13 protein-coding genes and 1 pseudogene are annotated in these 16,039 nt (G+C 35.3%); 6 read left to right on the top strand and 8 right to left on the bottom strand.

Translation table 11 applies throughout. The features are described from left to right. Nucleotides 1-753, top strand: coding sequence for an arylesterase (locus AEQSU_RS13290; protein ID WP_014783389.1), 753 nt, complete (start codon nt 1-3; stop codon nt 751-753). A 252-nt stretch (nt 754-1,005) separates the two neighbouring features. On the opposite strand, the gene AEQSU_RS13285 is transcribed toward AEQSU_RS13290, so the two are convergent. After that, nucleotides 1,006-1,500, bottom strand: a complete 495-nt coding sequence (locus AEQSU_RS13285; RefSeq protein ID WP_014783388.1) for a heme-binding domain-containing protein — start codon at nt 1,498-1,500, stop codon at nt 1,006-1,008. Between the two features lie 511 nt (nt 1,501-2,011). After that, nucleotides 2,012-2,716 carry a VIT1/CCC1 transporter family protein gene (locus AEQSU_RS13280; protein WP_014783387.1) on the bottom strand — a complete coding sequence of 235 codons (705 nt, stop codon included), beginning with the start codon at nt 2,714-2,716 and terminating at the stop codon, nt 2,012-2,014. Between the two features lie 276 nt (nt 2,717-2,992). Between AEQSU_RS13280 and AEQSU_RS13275 the strand changes: the two genes are divergently transcribed. Continuing rightward, nucleotides 2,993-3,607, top strand: coding sequence for a DEAD/DEAH box helicase (locus AEQSU_RS13275; protein WP_014783386.1), 615 nt, complete (start codon nt 2,993-2,995; stop codon nt 3,605-3,607). An 88-nt stretch (nt 3,608-3,695) separates the two neighbouring features. After that, nucleotides 3,696-4,337 (top strand): thiamine phosphate synthase, encoded by a 642-nt coding sequence (locus tag AEQSU_RS13270; protein WP_014783385.1) that lies wholly within the window; start codon nt 3,696-3,698, stop codon nt 4,335-4,337. Nucleotides 4,338-4,468: 131 nt separating this feature from the next. Here AEQSU_RS13270 and AEQSU_RS13265 read toward each other — a convergent pair whose 3' ends face one another. Next, entirely contained in the window at nt 4,469-4,660 is a 192-nt protein-coding gene (locus AEQSU_RS13265; protein WP_014783383.1) for a cold-shock protein, read from the bottom strand. 209 nt (nt 4,661-4,869) lie between these two features. Here AEQSU_RS13265 and AEQSU_RS13260 point away from each other — a divergent pair, with 209 nt between their 5' ends. Then, nucleotides 4,870-5,094, top strand: a complete 225-nt coding sequence (locus tag AEQSU_RS13260; RefSeq protein WP_014783382.1) for a hypothetical protein — start codon at nt 4,870-4,872, stop codon at nt 5,092-5,094. Between the two features lie 36 nt (nt 5,095-5,130). On the opposite strand, the pseudogene AEQSU_RS13255 reads toward AEQSU_RS13260, so the two are convergent. After that, nucleotides 5,131-5,742: pseudogene (locus tag AEQSU_RS13255) on the bottom strand (sensor histidine kinase); the annotation flags it as partial. A gap of 388 nt (nt 5,743-6,130) precedes the next feature. Here AEQSU_RS13255 and AEQSU_RS13250 point away from each other — a divergent pair. Then, nucleotides 6,131-7,309, top strand: a complete 1,179-nt coding sequence (locus tag AEQSU_RS13250; protein ID WP_014783381.1) for a right-handed parallel beta-helix repeat-containing protein — start codon at nt 6,131-6,133, stop codon at nt 7,307-7,309. Between the two features lie 231 nt (nt 7,310-7,540). Continuing rightward, nucleotides 7,541-8,851, top strand: coding sequence for a S28 family serine protease (locus AEQSU_RS13245; protein WP_014783380.1), 1,311 nt, complete (start codon nt 7,541-7,543; stop codon nt 8,849-8,851). A gap of 95 nt (nt 8,852-8,946) precedes the next feature. Here AEQSU_RS13245 and AEQSU_RS13240 read toward each other — a convergent pair whose 3' ends face one another. The 4 genes from AEQSU_RS13240 to AEQSU_RS13225 form a co-directional block, all read right to left on the bottom strand. Then, the gene (locus tag AEQSU_RS13240; RefSeq protein ID WP_014783379.1) at nt 8,947-10,731 is read right to left on the bottom strand and encodes an aminopeptidase P family protein; all 1,785 of its coding nucleotides are present in this window, start codon (nt 10,729-10,731) and stop codon (nt 8,947-8,949) included. Nucleotides 10,732-10,879: 148 nt separating this feature from the next. After that, the gene (locus AEQSU_RS13235; protein WP_014783378.1) at nt 10,880-13,063 is read right to left on the bottom strand and encodes a M23 family metallopeptidase; all 2,184 of its coding nucleotides are present in this window, start codon (nt 13,061-13,063) and stop codon (nt 10,880-10,882) included. Between the two features lie 87 nt (nt 13,064-13,150). After that, the gene (locus AEQSU_RS13230; protein ID WP_157429285.1) at nt 13,151-14,440 is read right to left on the bottom strand and encodes an RICIN domain-containing protein; all 1,290 of its coding nucleotides are present in this window, start codon (nt 14,438-14,440) and stop codon (nt 13,151-13,153) included. Between the two features lie 141 nt (nt 14,441-14,581). Continuing rightward, nucleotides 14,582-15,970, bottom strand: coding sequence for an FAD-binding oxidoreductase (locus tag AEQSU_RS13225; RefSeq protein ID WP_014783376.1), 1,389 nt, complete (start codon nt 15,968-15,970; stop codon nt 14,582-14,584). Between the last annotated feature and the right edge of the window lie 69 nt (nt 15,971-16,039).

Below are 16,039 nucleotides of genomic sequence, written 5' to 3'. Positions count from 1 at the left end.
ATGCCGAATCCCAAAATTACGCAAAGCCTTTTAAATCCAACTGTTTCGACGTATCGAAACCTCTTAAAGTTTTGTTATTTCTTGACCGTTTTTGTTTTGATTTCCTGCGGAAATGATACAAAGTCAAAAGCTACTTTAAATGCAACTGAAAACGCAACTACAGAAACTGAATCTTCTGAAAAGGCTTCTAGCAAAACCATTCTATTTTTTGGCGATAGTATTACTGCTGGCTATGGCTTAGATGATACTAACGATGCTTTTCCGGGAATTATTCAGACTAAGATCGATTCATTGGGGTTGAATTATCAAGTTGTAAACTCTGGAGTGAGTGGGGAAACTTCCGCAGGTGGCAAAAGTAGAATCGATTGGATTTTAAACCAAGATATCGACATCTTCATTTTAGAACTCGGCGCCAACGACGGACTTCGAGGTGTTGCTATCACTGAAACCAAAGCTAACTTACAAGCAATCATAGATGCAGTAAAAGCAAAAAGTCCCAATACAAAAATTGTTTTGGCGGGAATGCAATTGCCCCCAAATATGGGAGCCGACTACACCACACAATTCAAGGAGGTTTTCTCTGATTTGGCTTCTAAAAATGATTTGGCATTTATTCCTTTTATTCTGAAGGATGTTGGTGGAGTTAAGAAATTAAACCAGAATGATGGAATTCACCCTACTGCTGAAGGGCATAAAATTTTGGCTAAGACTGTTTGGGAGGTGCTTTCGGGAGTTATTAAAGAGGAAGCGTAAGTGTAAAAACGTGAGGGTGAGGGTATCCAATAATTATCAGATCTAACCCCCTGAACTTGCCGAAATCATAATGCCAAGCCAGTTTTCGTTGAACAATCTGACTTTCCTTGATTAAAACGCTTTTTTAATTTGTGATCTCTGCGCCTCCGCGGTTATTTTTTCACCGCCAAGTCGCAAAGAAGGCAGAGGTTAAGAGTTTTTAATTTAGCTTGATGAAAGACGTAAGAGTCATTAATTATATAGAAAACAAGTTTATTTCGGTTTTACCAAACTCTCTGCCGGATTTTCAGATTCCATTTCTTTCATTGTATTGGCTGCCCAATTTTGTATCAATATTTTTTGTTCTTCACTCAATATTGCTTCCCGGTGAAGAATAGTGTATGAAGTTAGTGGCATCTCGCCATCCTTTACTTCTTTCTCTATTTCCTTAAATTTTTTGTATTGTCTCCAGACTGGATAATTCATAAACGTAGAAAAATTCAATTCATCCTTACCTTCCAATATATGATCTTCAAGTATCCAAGCTACTGGTTGGATTTTGGAATACCAAGGATATTGGGTTGTGTTACTATGACAGTCATAGCAAGAAACCTTTAAGAGCTGCTGCACTTCTTGTGGCACTTGATAGTTCGCTGTAATTTGGTGCGCTACATTTTCTTCGCCTGAATTTATTACAGGTCTTATAAACTGAATCGCAATGAAGGCAATAATTACAATTACTAAAATTACTTTTAAGGCTTTTTTCATCTTTCTGTTTTTAAGGGATTAGACATTTAAAAATATGCTTATTGGTTCAGAAGCCTCTAATAGACTTAAAACAAAATAATACTGAAATGCTTAATTTCATGAGAATTGATAAAGTCATACGTCTTATGTACATTTATCTTATTTAAAATTAAGACAATTAAGTGATATAAGTAATAAATATAAAAAATTTAATACTAATTTGTCTCATAAACAGCATAATTTTAAACTAAGCCAAGATATTTTATGTATAAGACTAGCTCAAAAACTCTTCAATAATATTCATCGGAATTTTTGACAAAGGGTTGATTATTTGGAATTTCAACTAACTGATAAAGAATATGAATCAACTTTAAAGTTGAGCGCTCCAGATAGGCATCCGGTGAAACTTAATGAACTCTCGCCTCTTCAAAAAATATAATTCAGCTATATAAGATCAAAAATTATATTCTCCACCAGGACCTGAAAGGGCTCTTCTGAAGCTCCATAATTGTTCAAAACTCAGTCGCCTTTATTACACATTCACATTGAACAAATACCCCACCAAGGCTGTCAATCCCATGGCGACAGTGCCCCAGAAGGTGATTCTAATAACAGCCTTTTTAATACTGGAACCTCCAGTTTTGGCGGCTAGCCCTCCTAAAATTATTAGGAATAAAAGAGCAGAACCGTATAGATAATATTCTAGGTTATTTAATGGTAGAAATAATACTGCCAATAAAGGAAGTACACCACCAACCGTAAAGGCTGCTCCTGATGCAAGGGCGGCTTGTATGGGGTTCGCTTTGCTCATTTCATTTATACCCAACTCATCCCGAACGTGCGCGGCCAAGGCATCTTTTTCTGTTAGTTCCTTGGCTACGGTTAATGCGGTTTGTTTTTTTAAGCCTCGTTTTTCATAAATTTCTGCGAGTCGTTGCAATTCAATTTCAGGCATCTCCTCCAGTTCAAGTTTTTCCCTTTCAATGTCGGCATTTTCAACATCCGTTTGAGAACTCACCGAAACATATTCTCCCGCAGCCATAGATAACGCTCCAGCAACTAATCCAGCTACTGTTGCCAAGATAATGGGCTCCCTTAAAGTACTTGCAGCACTTACCCCTATGGCAATACTCGCAATTGACAGAATTCCGTCATTTGCTCCAAGGACGGCTGCTCTCAACCAATTGCTACGGTGGATGTAGTGATTGTCCAAATAATCATCTGCTAATTCTGACATTTCGTGATTTCATTTAAATTATAGTAAATATACAATATGGACTTGGGCAGGAATGTGACAAAAATCAGTTTTATAAACTTTTATGGTAAAACTTATTCACTGGGCAAAAGAAAACTGAATCATTACAATAGTTGATTAACTTAGGATAGAGAATTAACTCGTCTAGAAAGTCACCGACTTCAAAAAAAACCAACATCCCATCCTATGTCGTTTGTAGGCAGTATCTTTGTGCTAATTAGCACAAAATAGACCAAGACTTCATCTGTAAAATTTAATATGCCCTTCAATAAACTACATCCCGAAATACAAGAAAAACTAGCGCAGTTTGAAATAACAACTCCTACTCCTTTCCAAAGCAAGAGTATTCCTATAATAAAAAGTGGTGTCAATGTATATTGCACGGCTCCAAAAGACAGTGGAAAAACAACTACGCTTATCCTTACAACGCTACAAAAATTGAAATACAGAGCCATTGGCAACGCTCCAAGAGCCTTAGTTCTTGTAGAAAATAAGGAAATAGCTATGGAACTATACGATACTTTTCTCGCCTATACCAAAAACAATTCCTTGCGTGTTTACGTTGGTTATGAAGAATTGCACAACGATGTCCAAAAATCTGAAATCGCTATGGGTGTTGACATCCTTATATCAACCCCAAAATCTATGAATAAACTCTTTTTAACCAATGGAGTAAGTATCGCTGATTTAAAGATATTCAGTATTGACGATGCGGAGTTTTTAGTGCAACAATCATCCTATAAGGCTATAATGTCTATAACTCAAAGTATTCAAAAATGCCAGTATGTACTTTATTCAGAAAAAATGCATCCTATATTGAAAAGGTTTGAAGGGTATTTTATGGAGTATTCGAAGAAGGTTTCTATTGGGTAATTGGGATTAGGGATTAGGGATTAGAAAAAGACGGAAGTCAGAAAGTGGATGACAGATTTTTTGAAATATTGAAAATATTTAAAATACAATGATACCTAAACTACATTACATATCTCAAGGCAATTCTCCAAAAGAGCATTTGGAAAATATTCAGAAGGCTTGTACTTCAGGGGCGGAATTAGTGCAGTTGCGGTTAAAAGGGATTTCAGAAAAAAAGCTTTTAAAATTCGCCAGTGAGGCTAGAGAAATGACCTCCCATTTTCAAACTAGGCTGATTATAAACGACAATTATAAAATAGCAAGAGAAGTGAAAGCAGATGGGGTGCATTTTGGAAAAAACGACGCCTTCCCTACTGAAGCTAGAAAACGTTTATATAGTTGGCAGTTTATTGGAGGAATAGCAAATACCATGGATGAATGCGAAGCCTTACTTGATAAACAAGTAAACTATATTAGTTTAGGACCTTTTAGGGAATCAGCAACTAAGGAGAATACGTCTTCAGCTTTAGGTTTAATGGGCTATACTGCTATTACAGACGTACTAAAAACAGGTACGCCAATTATAGGCTATGGCGGAATTACCACAGCAGACATAACCGCCATTTTAGAAACAGGAATTTCTGGAATCGCTGTATCTGACGATATAACACGTGATTTTAATAACATAAAAATATTCAATCAATTACTGAATGCATCTTCTACTGTAGAGCAACGGTATAGTTTTGAATAATTCCTCCTTCGCTATACACCTTCGCTGAAGCTTCGGCGCACACGAGCTTGAGTGGGTAAACTATTAAATATACCGCAAACAAAAAGCCCATCGATTAAGATGGGCTTTGTTTGAAATATAAGAATATATAATTAGTTAACTTTTACGTTTACTGCGTTTAATCCTTTGTTTCCTTCTTGAAGGTCAAATGTAACTTCATCACCTTCTCTAATCTCATCGATTAATCCAGAAATGTGTACAAAGTGATCTTTTTCAACTCCTTCTTCAGTGATGAATCCAAAACCTTTAGTGTCGTTGAAAAATTTTACTGTTCCTTTACTCATTGTAATGTAATTTAATTTATTAATATTTAATGGTCCGCAAAGATGGTGCCATTTAATTTAATTACCTCTAATAATTTCATTTATTATTTTAAAAATGAACAAAACAGGTATTAACCTGAATTAAACTCACTTTATATAATTTTGAAAGCTATAATTTCACACATTCTACTAAATTCAACTTTAGTATCTTGCATGAATAAATTGATATTATGAAATTAAACTTATTGTCATGTGATGCTCAGCGGCCAGATAGAAGAGCGATAGCCAACTGTATTGTAGCTATTTCATCAAATATTAGTGAATCCTTGTCGAATGAACTTACCGGTATTCTCCTTGAAGGAGACGCTGTAGAAATTGAAATAGAAGACAAAGACACTGCATCTGCTTTAAGAGCATTGAGAAAACTAGATATTGACTACGAAATTATTGAATAAAAAACTGACATTTCATCAATAGCAGTATTGCATGCCTTATTGCAATGGTATCTCTAAAACAACTGTAGTTCCAGATGCTTTTTTATCTTCATCGTATAAATCTTCAAACTTTAGGCTGTAATTGTTTTTATAGTCTTTCTCAAAGTTACTTAAACGTTCTTTTGTTAAATTAACACCGATAGATTCTTTTTTGTACAGCTTTCTCTGTTTAATTAATGAAGACTTTTCCCTTCCTATTCCGTTGTCTTCTATCCTTATTTCTATATAGATGCTTTCCTTTTTACAAATAGCACTATGAAGTTTTTTTTGATCATTCTTTAATGATAACCCGTGCCAAATAGCATTTTCTGCAAAGGGTTGTAAAATTAATGACGGGATTTTTATGGTATCTAAAGGCAGCATTTCATCTATTGTAAATGTGGCTTCTATCTCGTTGTTAAAAATTATGTCTTCAATACCAATATATAACTTTATGGTTTCTATTTCTTCTGTTAGTGTTATTTGTTTCTCTTGTGTGGATGCTAATATTTTGCCGATCAGTTTTGAGAACTTATTTAAATAGTCAACTACATTTTCTTCTTTATTATCAATGATATAGAGCTTAATAGCATTTAAAGAATTGAATATAAAATGAGGATTCATCTGGCTTCCTAAATTTTTTTTTTAGTTCTGCTAACTTGTTATGTAGCAATCTTGATGATTATAATGTTACATCTGTTATACCATTTGAAACATATGTGATATTTATAGGATTATATCTTCCATAATTTTGTTTCAACATATTCATCAAAACATTTATTTTTAATAGCACCCTAATTCAATCATAATGAAGAGAAAAAATATCTGAATTAATATGGGTATATAAAGAGTGTATTTTTCTTTATGCATTAGGAGAGAATATGACAGCTGTGCAATTGTGGGAGGGTGGTATGGCAATAAATATAGTAGCCATCATTGAATAAAATATTCAAAAAAAAGTCTGAACAAGCCGAAAAAAGACTTAAAACCGGAGTAGGTGCAATAAAACGATTGAATTATGAAAAATAAATTTTTATTAATAGGAGCTTTAAGCTCACTTATGTTTGTTACATCTTGTAGTAGCGATGATGATACCGGGGCCCCACCAGAATTGCTTACTGAAACAATAGATTGCTCAACAAATGTAGCAGCAGGAGAAACGCTGACCTTAGAAAACAGAAATGATGGTATAGATTACATAATTAATTGTGTTTATGGCATAAATGGAGATCTCATTATAAAACCAGGAGTTACTATTCAGTTTGGTACAGATGCGGGATTAGCAATTCTAAATACAGGATCAATACAAGCTTTAGGCATCGTAGGTGAGCCCGTTTTATTTACGGGAGAAGATAGAAATCCAGGCTCATGGCGCGGAATTTATATTGAGACTAACGACATCAAAAACAAGATGGAATTTACAAATATAGAATATGCGGGAGGGAAAGCATTTAATAGTAATGGAGATAAAGGAGCTGTAATTGTTTGGTCAAATTCACATCTTACTATGCGCAATAGCGTCATTTCAAATTCTGAAACGTATGGTTTTAATGCGATATATGGTGGAGATGAACTTGTCCTAGAAAACAATACAATTACCAATTGTAATGTACCTATGATTATAAGGCCTAATTATGTGAACGGTATGGTTGGCGGAAATTATAAAGGTAATGGAACGAATGCAATTTATTTAAATGATGGGTTTCTTAATATAGATGCAACCTTTAAGGATTTTGGTGTGCCATATCATATTCTATCACGTTTAGTTGTCTCTGCAGGTGGAGGTAAGTTAACAATTAACCCTGGGGTTGTAATGAAATTTGGATTGAACGCAAGTTTGGTTGTTGATGAAGGAGCATCAGGGTCAAAACCTAGTTTAGTTGCCGTTGGCACCGCTCAAAGCCCAATTTTGTTTACAGGAATAGATGCGGTACTCGGTGCCTGGCAAGGTATTTATTTTGATACGCCTTCTGCTTTAAACGAGATAGGCTTTGCAACCATAGAATATGCAAGTAATCCAGATCAAGAGGGAGCAATTGAAACGTGGTACAATACTGTTTTAAATGTACACGATGTAACTTTTAAAGATATTCAACGCTGTGCAATTCATCAATATAAATTCCCTAATGATCCTAATACATTAATTACATCCAATTTAACATACATAAATGTGACTAATAACTTTTGTCAAAATTAATTAAGGATTACCTTATAAAATCTTTCAATACAATAAATAGCGGGGGCGGTCTTCGCTATTTATTTTTTTAATTTTAAATTTTCACACATTATGAAGAAATATGATTTAATTTCAGATAATGCTTTATCGTTCAATCAAGCAAGTGTACTTTTATAATCGTGCAGAATTAGAATAAATAATTGCGGCAAACAGTTTTCTAGTTTTAATAAGCTCTCAAAAATCTAATATATTATGAAATCAATTCGTTACTATTATTTTTTACTTTCCCTACTCCTAATTGTAGGTTGTAAAAGTGCGTCAGTTGCTGTAATCCCTAACACAGAAGTTTCAAACTTTGAAAAACTAGCAGCTATTGAAAACATTGTTAGCATTGAAAAAAGAGCTATTGTCAGCCATTTTGATGAAAACTATGAGCTGTGGTTTGAACAGCCTATTGATTATAACGATTCAACAAAAGGCACATTTAAACAACGCGTATTTTTAGGTTTTGAAAACCCTAAACAACCTGTAATTGTAGAACTTAGCGGTTATGGGATTGGTTCTGAAAAAGCTGGCGAATTAGCCACTCATTACAATGCAAATCAGCTATCAATAGAGCATCGATATTTTAATAATTCTCGTCCAGAGGATATAGATTGGAATACACTTACGGTAGAAAATGCGGCTAAAGATCAAGCTACAATTATCACTGCCATTAGAAATGCATTATATCCAAATTCAAAATTTATTTCTACAGGAATATCTAAAGGCTGCCAAACAGTTATGGCGCATCGGCTCTATTTCCCAGAAAATGTTGACGCCTGCGTTTGTTACGTTGGTCCGCTAAACTTTGCAAGAGAAGATGAACGAATTTTTGAGTTTTTAAAGAATGTAGGTACTGCCAAGGAAAGAGCAAAAATTAGAAGTTTTCAAGATTTATGTTTTGAAAACAAAGCAGCCTTACTAGAAATATTAAAAACTAAGGCCAAAGAAAAAGCAATGACTTGGGAGTTTGGCATAGAGAAAGCGCTGGAGTATTCAATACTAGAATATCCCTTTGCGTACTGGCAATGGGGTACCGATGCAAATGAAATTCCTAAAGCATCAGCCTCACCTGAAGTTATTTACAAGCATTTATTTGATGTTGTGGGTTATAGTTTTTTTGAAGAGAGTTCGGTAGAAAATCTACAACCATATTTCTGGGCAGCCTTAACACAACAAGGTATTTATGGCTATGAAACCATGCCGTTTGAAAAATACCTGCATACTGATAAAATATATACTTTTGATTGGGCTTTCCCAGAAGGAATAACGAAAACATACGATTTAAAACCAATGCAACGTATTAAATCATTCTTAGATTTAAAAGCCGAAAAAATGCTCTTTATCTATGGCGAATACGACGCTTGGAGTGCGACAGCTGTTGAGTTAACTGAAAATGCAAGTAAACGTGAACTATATAAATTCGTAAAACCGAAAGGAAATCATAAAACACGGATAAAAAGCTTTGATGCTAAGGAGCAGAAAGAGATTTATAGTATTATTGACAGTTGGCTTAAATAGATATTAGGCGCTGGCGCTTGAAATCGAAACCGAAATTGAAAACGAAATCGAAAAGGGGCGTTATATGTTAAGTTTTGGTTAAATTTTGTTGAGGCTTATAGCTCTTCACACATTCTTTGTAGCCATTTCTTTTCATCAGAATTCAACATTGGAGATAGTTTGTCATAAACCATTTTATGATAGGAGTTAAACCACGCTATTTCTGAATCCGTCAGTAATGATTTATCAATAAGCTGTCTATCTATTGCACATAGCGTTATTGGCGTGAAACCTAGAAAATTTCCAAACTCAGTTTCTTGTTTAGCTATGGAAAGGACGATGTTTTCAATACGAATGCCATAAACACCTTTTTTATAACAGCCAGGTTCAATAGTTGTTAACTGATTTGGCAAATGGGATGTTCTTCCACTACTAGTTGCTGGATTAGTGGTAAAGCCTTGTGGTGACTCGTGAACCATTCCAAAACTTCCGATACCGTGACCTGTACCGTGCGGATAATTTAAACCGTGTTGCCATAAATGAAACCGCGCAAAAGCATCTATTTGCATCCCCACAGTGCCTTTTGGGAATTGCAATTGCTCCAGTGCTATATATCCTTTTAAAACTGAAGTATAGGCTGTTTTTAGCTCAGCTGTTGGGGTTCCGCCCAACCAAACAGTTCGAGTAATATCTGTTGTACCATCTTTATACTGCGCGCCACTATCTACCAATAGAATATTTTCATTTTTAACCAGTGCAGCACGTTCTTCTGAAGCCGTATAGTGTATGATAGCGCCATTGCCTTTATAGCCTACAATTGCTGCAAATGATTCGCCAACGTATAAATCCTGTTGCTTTCGAAAGCTTTCTAGCTTTTTACCAATTTCATATTCTGAAATTTCTCGCGTTGGAAGTTCGTTTTCCAACCAAATAAAAAACTTTGTAAGCGCAACCCCATCCTTTAGCATACAGTTTTTGGCACCGCTAATCTCTGTTTCATTTTTAATAGATTTCAACTCCTTTGCGATTGAATTCTGAAATAAAAACTTACTCTGCACCGCGTTATAAACGGCATAGTTTAAAGAAGAAATATCTGTGATTATCTTTTTATCGATGTCTAGTTTCTGCAATTCAGCAATTGCTAATTCATAATCGATAATTTCAATATTTAATTTTGAAAAGGTCTCAATAGCCGTAGCCGAAAATCTATTGCTATCACAAAACAATACAGTGTTTTCAAGTCCTACCAGCGCATAAGCGGTAACTAAAGGTGTAAAATCGACATCTTTTGAACGGATGTTAAACAACCACGCAATTTCATCTAAGCTCGAAAATAAATAATAGTCGGCTTTTGCAGTTGAAATCTTATTTTGAACCTTCTTTATTTTAGAAGCCGTTGTTTCACCACTGTATTCTAATGGATGGATATCTACTGGAAAAGCGGGTAAAGCAGGTCTATCAGCCCAAATTTCGTTTACTAAATTAGGTGTGTTTTTAAGTTGAATATTTTTAGATGCTGAAACTTCCTTGATATAATCCATTTGAGCTTTGGAAAACTGTAAAAAATCCAGTCCTATAACTGCATTTTCGGCTAAAGTATCGCATAACCACTGAACGTGTTCGGGCGCATGAGGAATGGATTGTTTGTGTAAGTTGACATCATAGTCCTTGCATTCATCTTCAAATTGTAAAAAATAACGCGAATCTGTCCAAAGTGCCGTTTCATCTTTCATTACAACTAATACCCCAGCGGAACCAGTAAATCCTGAAAAATATTCCCTTACTTTCCAATGCTTTGCAACATATTCAGATTGATGAGGATCTGTTGATGGGATAATAATTGCATCAAAATTGTATTTAGTCATTATTTGACGCAGCTTCTCTAATCTTTTATTGATCATCTGTTATTGAAGTTTTTCGTTTGAATATGATATATTGTAATAATAAGAGAGATGAGGGTTAATTTCCTCGAACATCTCTTTTATTGTAGTTCATATATCATAATAAAGTGTTTCGCAGAATTATAACAAAACTTTTATTCCAATCTCATCAGTCAATAATAAATGGCTGGCCGAACCGAATCTTTCCTATCAATGTTATATGATAACTAATTCGGTAAAAATAGGCATCAGAATCTGAAACGGCAACATCTACTTGAATACCACTAAAGATATTATTTATAGGATTATTTGTTAAAACATCGGTATCACTAGTGAATGGATGCGGTCGCCATTCATCAACTGCGAAACCAGAATTCACAGAATGGTTTTTATTGTATATTGAACTCATTGTAGCGTGAGGAACCAATTGTTCTACCTGAAATTTTTTGGTATAACTTCCTGCAGGCGTTGGAATGTTGAATTTATTAATTGCATAGTCAATAGCGGCTATTAAGTCTGGTGCCAACCTTATTGTTTCCCTTAACCATCTTGATCCATTGCCTTTTATATCAATATTGGCAACACCTGACAGTACTAACATCCACTTTTGCTCTTCTATTGACCTCAAAGGTGCTTCATTAGCGGCTAGTGCAACGGGAGTTAGCAACCAATTTTGTCCCACAAAACTTGATGGATAGATTATTTTGTTTGAACCATTATATTCAATATTATCAGATTTTACGCATTTATTAGAGTCAGAATCTCCTAAGTTATGACCACTCATAGGTGTTGGTCGTACACTTCTGCCTTCTGGAACACCTGGATACGTCAACTGTCTATCGTGAATTGAAAAATGAAGATGGTCAAGTACCGAGTTTCCTGTGTCGTCCATTAAACCAAGTCGCGTTCCTACTCTTATGGACATGCCTTCTGAAACCGGAATTTTAAACGGTCCTTCTAAGTGTAAATACTTAGAGGTAAACCTATTGGTATCTCCTGGGTTATCTGGATCCAAATGTTCAATTTTAACTATGTTAGCCGTTGATGAATCTCCTGAATTAACCCCAGCACAAACCTCTTTTACCACCCCTTCTCTAACTGCTAATACGGGTGTTCCTCCACTTTCATTATCATATGGTACAAAACGTCTGTATCTTGTAAAGTCAATAGCAAAAGCATCTTGTTTGTCATGAGTTGGACCGGAATTATAATAATAGCCTCTCGGTCCCCAACCACAACAACTGCTCGCTGAAAGACCTTCAGCAATAAGAAATCCACCAATCAAGCCTCCGCCTGCTACTAATGCTTGTTGGATTACATATTCCCACAATCCTCCAGCAGTAAAACATTGATCTTTTGGCCATGGAGCTTGCAATTCAAAAGGCAATGGATCATTGGTTTGTTTTTCTGTTGGCTTCCATCTATCAATCCAATACTCATTAGGATTATGAAGTGCAATACCAGTCCATTGCCACCCCTGTGGCGCTTGAGTTATCATTAGGGTTACTTCACCTCTAAACAATTTGCCTTCCCAGTTAGAGGTTGGTATATATCTCTTACCTCCTGTTCCAAGTATTGTTTTTTTAACCTTTACATTACTTAGTGTAAATTCATCAAATAAAGTATCCAAAAGTGACAAATCCTCATATACTGTATGACCGCCAATGGTCCCAATCGAAAAATGAGTTTTACTAATAAGACTTTTCAATGTTTCAATCTCTCTTTTTTCTATTAATGTGAATAACATATCAGCTAGTTCAATAGCAGATTTCGCATATTTTAAATTTGGTAATTTTAGTCTTTCCACAGCCCTCCGTGCCAATTCTCCAGGGTCATCTGTTTTTGACGAGATTCTTTTATTAGAAACTTTTGAATAATAGTCAACCGCCAAATCAAGTTTATTTGTGCTTTCTGCCAGCATTCCAGCTTGCAACATAGCTTCTTTTTTAGAAGAATTATAATCAAAGAGCGTATTAAATGTTGTGATGGCATCAGAATTATTACCTAGAATTTTCTGTGCAAAAGCCTTATGCATTAATGAACCTGAGATCAAGTCTTGATTAGCCAAAAAAGTTCTATTTAATTGACTGCTTTTAATTGATTTATCGTAAAACTTTATCGCTTGTTTATAATTTCCATCAATTGCAAAACTATCAGCAGACCATAATTGGAAAGCAGGAACTAACGGACTTTCTTTTTCCCTTTTCGATTCTGCTACTAATATTTTATTGAATGTAGAACCAGATCCTGCACTTCTATTGATTGTTACTTCATCCGAAGTCTTTTTCCAAAGTAGTTCAGTTTTATTATCTAACTTTTCAAATTTGTCGTTGTGATTTTTATTCTTTTCCATGATTTTAATTATTTAGATATTATATTCTTATTCACTCGAAAAAAATTTTATGTGGCTTTGATTTTCACAAATCTCTTTGAAATAAGTTCAATCTATTTGAAATGTAAGGGATGTTCCATTTTCTTTCCCTTGAAATTGATATGGCGCTAGTTTATCACAAGATGATTGGGTTAGAGGTGGTTGTGAATTTCCGCAGTCTGTTGCCGCTATTAAATAGATGTGGTTATCTTTAATTGTAATTTCTTTTGGTGCTGCACTTCCGCAATTCGAGCCTTGCCATTGGCTGTCCAAAGTTCCATTATCTTTCCATTGTCCTGAATTGACTGTAAGATCATAAGTCCAAAGACGGACAGATTTTTTATCGTTATGACAATTACGAATAAGTAATTTACCTACTCCAGCTACCGGTGGTCTTGTCGTTGATGGATCTGAATACGCCGGCACACCGCATGCTGGATCACTTAAGGACCTATTGTCAGTTGTCCATTTACTATCAGCAGCAACTACGAAACAATGAACATCCGTTTTGAAAGATTCTTCGCTTTTCACATCAAATTCATAAATACTTCTATTAGGGGCTATATCAATAGGAGTACTATTTGTCATTCTAATAGTTTGTTTTGTAACGTTTAAGGAGTTGTCAATACTCCACGTCAGTTTTCCTTTAATTTTATAGACGTAGTGCCATTTCCAAGGCTTATACCATGGTTCTTGGGAAAGGGTTCTTTCCCATTTAAAATTAGTAAGTTTAAGATCACCACGTGTAGTTGGTTTAGTTCTTGTAATTTTCCATTTTTGAAGATTCGATCCGGTGAATGAACTCAACACCAGCGTCCCACCTGAACTTCTGTCTAGCGGCTCAATTACCATTTTTTCTGAAAAATGTACGCTTTCAATAAAATATATATTTTGCTCATTTTCTACAGGTACTATTTTCCATAGTTGTTTTAAGGACGGTGCTAAAATAAACTCAGTAGTATTGAATAACGGGGAAGTTGAATTCTCAAATTCTCGTTTTTCTTCGAGTGTAAAAACCAGGTTTTTTAATGTTTTCTTAGTAGATGATGGTATATCTGAACTCATAACTTCTGAAGGAGCTATTAATTCTGGAGGGGCTGGAATTGGGGCATTAGTTGTATTTGTGGGTGTTGCTAAAACTACAGGAGCAGGTGCTTTAACTGAAATATACAAATCAGATTCAGAATTGCCTTTGTCATAAGGCATTATGCGCCAAACATCTGAGCCAAATCTATCCGGAATATCGGCGGCACTTACTTGAAAAACCTGCGCTAACCCATAATTTATTGAAAACGGCCATACCTTGGTTCCATTTTCTTTAACATTTCCCTGAACATCGAGCACTAGCCCCGTCTCCACGTTTTGTATATAGACTGCTGTATTACTAAAAACTTGTGCAAATACAATGTTACAAACTGAAGAGAGAATTAAAAGGCTTAAGACTCCTATTATAAAATATATTTCTTTATTGAACATAGCTTTTAGTTTTAAAGATTAGAATTATTCTGGTATTATATTCTGATTCACGCTAAACAAATTTTCAGGATCATACGTTTTTTTAATCTTGACCAATCTTTCGTAGTTATGCTTATAACTGGCTTTAATTCGATCTTGGCCCTCTTCCATCATAAAATTTGAATACGCGCCACCTGCTGAATATGGATGCAAGGCCTCATAATAAGACTTACACCATTCGGTAATTTTAATCGCATTTTTAGGATCTGGATCTACGCCTAAATACACTCCTGCATATTTAGCATCTCTATATGCCCAAGGTGTTTCTTCGGCTCCTACTCTACTCGCCGCTCCAGAAATAGGATATAAATGCATTTGGGAAAGTGCCGTAGGTATTGCTGAACCAAATTTTAAATGCTGAGCCCTTACTTCTGGGCCTAACTCGTTAAAAAAATCAGCTCTCCAATACCATTGCAAACCTTTTGGGAAGAATCCATCAAACATGGTTTGTAGGGCTGTGTAAGGCATTTCGCCAACATGAGCAAAAACAGGGTTGAGATTTAATACAGGTTTAAAGATCGCTTCAAATTTTTCGGGATCTCCAAGATAGCACCAAACAATACCACAAAACTTTTTGTTGTGTAAATGCTCTGGAAATGGGGATTCGGGAATGACCATGGTCGTTATAAACCCGTTTAAATCTTCTGGAGCCTCGTTGATAAATTTATCATACCAAGCCATTATTTCTTCTACTCTTTCAATTGGCCATAAAGTAGGTCCGCCCAATAGCATTTTTACAGGATGCGCTTGAAATGTAAAAGAAGTAACTACGCCAAAATTCCCGCCTCCACCACGAATTGCCCAAAATAAGTCGGTGTTTTTGGTAGCGTTTACGGTAACAAAACTACCATCGGCCAAAACCATTTCTGCTTCTAATAAATTATCTATCGTAAGGCCGTATTTGCGTGTTAAATAACCAACGCCACCACCAAGTGTTAATCCGCCTACGCCTGTCGTAGAAATCATTCCTGAAGGTATTGCTAAACCAAATTCATGTGTGGCTTTATCTACTTCATTCCAAATATTACCGCCTCCAACTTTAACGTTATTATTCAATTTATCCACTTCTACATACTTTATACCAGAAAGGTCAATTACCAAACCGTCATTACACAAACCCAAACCTGCACCATTATGGCCTCCTCCTCTTATTGCCACCAACAGGTTGTTGTCTCTCCCAAAGTTTACAGCAGCTATCACATCGTCCACATTTTCACAAGTGGCAATTACCCCTGGACGTTTGTCAATCATTGCATTATACACTTCACGGGTTTCGTTATAATTTGTATCTGACGGTAAAATAAGTTTCCCCTTTAATTGTGATTTAAAGACTTGGATTATGTTAGGAGCGATGTCTTTGGCTGAAATTTTCATCTATATTTATTTGGTTATATATTTATTATTATCAAAAGTAGAATAGAATGATTTTCGATAATTCTACGT

This window comes from Aequorivita sublithincola DSM 14238 (assembly GCF_000265385.1).
GTDB lineage: Bacteria > Bacteroidota > Bacteroidia > Flavobacteriales > Flavobacteriaceae > Aequorivita > Aequorivita sublithincola.
The sequence above is the reverse complement of the archived record's forward strand: the minus strand, read 5'-3'. Positions and strand labels throughout refer to the sequence as shown.

What these genes read in the sequence shown, in the direction of transcription:
- AEQSU_RS13270 (WP_014783385.1), top strand. Translation starts at nt 3,696, where the DNA reads ATGATACCTAAACTACATTACATATCTCAAGGCAATTCTCCAAAAGAG.
- AEQSU_RS13235 (WP_014783378.1), bottom strand. Translation starts at nt 13,063, where the DNA reads ATGGAAAAGAATAAAAATCACAACGACAAATTTGAAAAGTTAGATAAT.
- AEQSU_RS13245 (WP_014783380.1), top strand. Translation starts at nt 7,541, where the DNA reads ATGAAATCAATTCGTTACTATTATTTTTTACTTTCCCTACTCCTAATT.
- AEQSU_RS13240 (WP_014783379.1), bottom strand. Translation starts at nt 10,731, where the DNA reads ATGATCAATAAAAGATTAGAGAAGCTGCGTCAAATAATGACTAAATAC.
- AEQSU_RS13250 (WP_014783381.1), top strand. Translation starts at nt 6,131, where the DNA reads ATGAAAAATAAATTTTTATTAATAGGAGCTTTAAGCTCACTTATGTTT.
- AEQSU_RS13225 (WP_014783376.1), bottom strand. Translation starts at nt 15,970, where the DNA reads ATGAAAATTTCAGCCAAAGACATCGCTCCTAACATAATCCAAGTCTTT.
- AEQSU_RS13260 (WP_014783382.1), top strand. Translation starts at nt 4,870, where the DNA reads ATGAAATTAAACTTATTGTCATGTGATGCTCAGCGGCCAGATAGAAGA.
- AEQSU_RS13290 (WP_014783389.1), top strand. Translation starts at nt 1, where the DNA reads ATGCCGAATCCCAAAATTACGCAAAGCCTTTTAAATCCAACTGTTTCG.
- AEQSU_RS13280 (WP_014783387.1), bottom strand. Translation starts at nt 2,716, where the DNA reads ATGTCAGAATTAGCAGATGATTATTTGGACAATCACTACATCCACCGT.
- AEQSU_RS13265 (WP_014783383.1), bottom strand. Translation starts at nt 4,660, where the DNA reads ATGAGTAAAGGAACAGTAAAATTTTTCAACGACACTAAAGGTTTTGGA.
- AEQSU_RS13285 (WP_014783388.1), bottom strand. Translation starts at nt 1,500, where the DNA reads ATGAAAAAAGCCTTAAAAGTAATTTTAGTAATTGTAATTATTGCCTTC.
- AEQSU_RS13275 (WP_014783386.1), top strand. Translation starts at nt 2,993, where the DNA reads ATGCCCTTCAATAAACTACATCCCGAAATACAAGAAAAACTAGCGCAG.